5 protein-coding genes are annotated in these 4,093 nt (G+C 66.8%); all 5 read right to left on the bottom strand.

Features of this window, described 5'->3' with window-relative positions:
• Positions 1-324: 324 nt before the first annotated feature.
• Entirely contained in the window at positions 325-735 is a 411-nt protein-coding gene (locus QCD75_RS21605) for a DUF302 domain-containing protein (protein WP_301231579.1), read from the bottom strand.
• A 54-nt stretch (positions 736-789) separates the two neighbouring features.
• Positions 790-2,253, bottom strand: coding sequence for a multicopper oxidase family protein (locus QCD75_RS21600; RefSeq protein ID WP_301231577.1), 1,464 nt, complete (start codon positions 2,251-2,253; stop codon positions 790-792).
• Positions 2,253-2,525: an SHOCT domain-containing protein gene (locus QCD75_RS21595; RefSeq protein ID WP_301231576.1), complete on the bottom strand. Its 273-nt coding sequence runs from the start codon at positions 2,523-2,525 to the stop codon at positions 2,253-2,255. The genes QCD75_RS21600 and QCD75_RS21595 overlap by 1 nt, the downstream gene beginning before the upstream one ends.
• Positions 2,526-2,683: 158 nt before the next feature.
• Entirely contained in the window at positions 2,684-3,145 is a 462-nt protein-coding gene (locus QCD75_RS21590; RefSeq protein ID WP_301231574.1) for a hypothetical protein, read from the bottom strand.
• Positions 3,146-3,152: 7 nt separating this feature from the next.
• Entirely contained in the window at positions 3,153-4,031 is an 879-nt protein-coding gene (locus QCD75_RS21585; protein ID WP_301231573.1) for a F510_1955 family glycosylhydrolase, read from the bottom strand.
• Between the last annotated feature and the right edge of the window lie 62 nt (positions 4,032-4,093).

The following is a 4,093-nucleotide window of genomic DNA, read 5'->3' as shown; positions in this document are numbered from 1 at the left end:
CGGCCGGTCCCTCACCCGGATGGGGACGCCGGAGCAGGAGCACAACGACAGTGACTACTCCGCCCCAGAAAATCAGCATCAACACGGCCATGGCTACCCACGCGCCGATACCCCAGCCATTTCCGTCCCAGCCATACATCATGATCAGACCTCCTCCTGTGAAACTACGTTGGGCCCGCTTCCCGGAACAGTGCCCAAAGCCCCGGCGGGTATATACAGTCTGCATCGGGGGCCGACGGCGGCCAGCCATGCTCCGATGCGCGCGAGGACACAACGGTGCCTTTTCGCCTCCCATGAGGCTCCGGTCCGGAGGCCGGCCGGGTCTCAGGTGGTTTGGAGCTCTTTCAGCGCGGCCCGGAGCCGGTCATCGGCTTCGCCGGCGACCAGGGCGACGGCCGGGGCATCACTGAGCTTGACCATTGTCTGCGGGTCGATCGTCTGGATGACGGTCGAATGGGCGTCGTTGCCGCGCCGGATGACGACGTTGCAGGGAAGGAGCAGGCCCATGTCCGGTTCCGCGGTGAGAGCGCGCTGGGCCAGGGCGGGATTGCAGACGCCCAGGATGAGGTAGTCGCCCAGGGCCTGTCCGCTCTCCACCCCGAGCTTGGCCTCAAAGGTTGAGCGGACATCGATTTCGGAGAGGACCCCGAAGCCCTGGCCCTGGAGTGCCTCCCTTGTCCGGCGCACCGCTTCCTCGTACGGCAGGGCGACGGTGATGGTGTGTGCGTAGCTCATGGTTATGCTCCTTCATTGGGTTTGGCTGTGAGTCAATGACGCCGCATCGCGGTGTCACCGGGATTCGATGAGGCCCATCATGCCGCTGTCCTCGTGGTCGAGGATATGGCAGTGGTAGACGGTCCTGCCGGTGAAATCATCGAACGCGATCCGGACGCGCACGCTGCTGCGGGCCGGGACGTTGACCACATCCTGCCACTCGGGGTCGGCCACGGGCCCGCTGGCCGTTTCGATGATCTGCATGGGCCATACGTGCAGATGGAAAGGGTGGTCCATGGGGCTCGTGTTCGTCAGCGTCCACTCCTCGAGGGCCCCGGCCGGGACGGTGGTATCAACCCGGGCCGGGTCGAACGGTTTGCCGTTAAAGGTGAACCTCATTCCCGACCCCATGCCCATGCCCATGCCCATGGCGAAGGTCAGCTCGCGCCGTGCCGTGACCGCAGCGGACCGCAGATCCCGGGCTGCCGGCTGGGCCGGGAGCGGCTCCGCGGACGGGACCGGTTCGCCGCTGACCGAGTAAGTGGCCAGGACGGTCCCGTTGGGGTCGGCCTGGGCCTGTTGGCCTCCGGTGCTGGCGCCCATCATGGATCCTGCGCTTCCCCTGTCCACCGGGAGGGTGCGCAGCACGGCCGTGCCGGTGGCCGCGGTGACGAGGAGGTCTGCCCGGTTGCCTGGAGCCAGCAGCACCTCCTCAACGTCCCGGGGGTTCTGATAGCGGCCGGAGTCGAGTCCAAGCAGCTGCAGGCGCTGGCCGTCCAGGCGCAGTTTCAGGTACCGGGCGGTGCAGGCGTTGATGATCCTCCACCGCTCGCGCTCTGCCGGTTTAGCCGAAAGTCGCGGGTTTAACTGGCCGTTGACCAGAACCAGGCTGCCTTCCCGGCCCATCATTTTCTCCATCGCCGACACCGCAACGATGCTTCCGTCGCTGTTCAGCGAGATGTCCGAGATGACCATGACCCGGTCCCGTGAGACCGGTACAGGGTGCGTATCCTCAACGATGATGGCACCGTACAGTCCGCCGAAGACCTGGTCGGCGACCATGCCATGGTGGTGGGGGTGGTACCAGTACACCCCGGGCGGGTGGTCCGCGGGGAGGCGGTATTCGTACTCGAAGGACGTCCCGGGGTCAACGGAGAGGAGCACATTGTCGCTGTTGCCCTGCGGGGAGACGTGCAGGCCGTGGACGTGCACGTTGGTCGGATCCCGCAGGCCGTTCTCCAACGTCACGTTCACCCGGTCACCAGGCCTCAGGAACATCGTCGGGCCGGGCACCGACCCGTTGTAGGTCAACACGGTGGCATTCGTGCCGGCAATCCTTGCCTGACCCGGCGCCGCTCTCAGGTGCACCTGGAGCATTCCGCTGCTGCTGCGGAGGACCTCGGGTTCACTGAGGGCCTGTCCGGCCGCCGACTGGTACCCGGCTTCGGAGCCCCACAACAGGCCTGCCGCGCCCGTCAGCGCGGCTGCGGTTCCGGCACCCCCCAGAATGAGGGCAGTGCGTCGGCGGACAGGCCGCATCAATTGTCGCCCTTGAGGATTTTGAGACGTTCCTGGTACTCCTCCGCGGTCAGCTCGCCCCTGGCAAAGCGTTCATCCAGGATCTCCCGGGGTGTGCCTCCACTGCCCGCAAGCCCGGCGCCCCCGCCGTCAGGAGAGCCTGCGGGTCCGCCGCGGCGCCTTGCGACCGAGAAGAACCATATCCCCAGGCCGGCAAGCAGCAGGACCCCGACAATCAGCAGCAGCCAGAACATCCAGGTCCAGCCCATGCCTGATCCATATCCACCCATCATTACCCGTCTCCTTATCCCGCGAAACCGGTACGACCGGCCTGCGTGATCACTTTCGAGGCTACACCCTAATACCCGTGGGGGTATATGGTCGTGCGTTCTATATGCGGTCCCGGACCGCCGGACTTCGCTCCTCAGGACTCGGACCGGGGCCACGCAGGCTAGCGAAGTATCAATCCGGCCAGCACGGTGATCAGACCCAGAAGACAGAGCAGCAGGCGGAGGAACACTCCGATGTATTCGGCCGCTTTGACCTGGGCAGGCTCCGCCGGCCTCGGAAGGCCGTAGAGTGCGGCGCCGAGCCAGAGCTGGTACCGGAGGACCTCGTCACGGAAGATGGACCACACGACGGCGAGGACCATCATGGCAAGCCCGAGCTCCACGGTGACGCTGCCACGGGCGCAGGAGGATGTGCCGATCCCGTATAAGGCGGCAACGTCCAGACCGGCCGCGGCCAGCAGGATGCAGCCGGTCAGTTCCCAGCGGCGCACTGTCCGTCTGGCCGGGGTGGTCTCCGGACGGGGCCGGGCGCTTTTCCGTCCCGGTCGGTTCAGGGCCATCCAGAGCGCTATGGCGGCGGAAACGATGGATCCCCCGAAGAGGACCATGATCGGGTCACGCATCGAGGGGTCAGGGGGCGTTGGCGGAACGGAACGTCATTCCGCCGTCGGTGGAGACGACGAGCCCGGCGGCAGTGGCGGCCCAGATCGCCAGCTGTGCATCCGCGCCCTTCACGGCCGCCACAGCCTGGACCGTTTCCTGGATTTTGCCCTTTCGGATCCAGGTCGCCCCGGCGTCCGCCGAGGTGTGGACCGTCCCGTCCGGTTCTACTCCCACCGCCTCGGCGGGGCTGGCGAAGGCGGCGAACTGGACCACGGGTCCGGAGTCCGCCATGGTCCAGGTTTTACCGCCGTCGGTTGAGCGACGGCTCCCTTGTGGAGTGGTTGCCAGGACAGTGTCGCTGGTGGGGTTACCGGCGAGGACGGCCGGGACGAAATCGGTGGCCACCGTGGTCCACGTTTTTCCGTCCGGGCTGGTGCGCAGTGCGCCGTCGAAGCCGACGATTCCGGATTTGGTCGCGGTGAGCGCGTGGAAGTCGGATTCGTCCTGGCGGGAGAGCTGTTCCCACGTTTTGCCGGCGTCGGTGGATCTGATCAGCCCGATCGGATTGGGAAGGCTGGAGCCTTCCCCGGGGTGTCCGGATGCGTAGAGGACGCCGTGGTCCGTGCCGCCGGTGAAACCCATCAGGTCGTTGGTGGCGCCGATTTTGGTGGCTGGTTGTTTCGTGACGTCGAACAGGCCATCGTGCGTGGCCAGAAGCACCTGGCCGGTTTCGCTGCTGACGCTCAGCCCGTGAACATGGGCGTCAGGCAGGCCGCTGCCGGTGCCGGCGGGGGAGGTTGCCGCCGTGCCGGATGAGGGACTGCATGCCGAGAGGGCGAGGATGAGGCTGGCGCCGGCGGCCAGGACGGTTGCGGCGCGGCGCCGGGGACGGGAGGGACGGGCCATGGGGACTCCAGGGATTCAGGCGGGGCAGGGCAAGAGGGAATGGCGCCGGCCCGTGACGGGCC

Origin of the sequence: Arthrobacter sp. PsM3 (assembly GCF_030433895.1) — a bacterium.
GTDB lineage: Bacteria > Actinomycetota > Actinomycetes > Actinomycetales > Micrococcaceae > Arthrobacter.
This window is presented reverse-complemented; position numbering and strand designations above follow the sequence as displayed.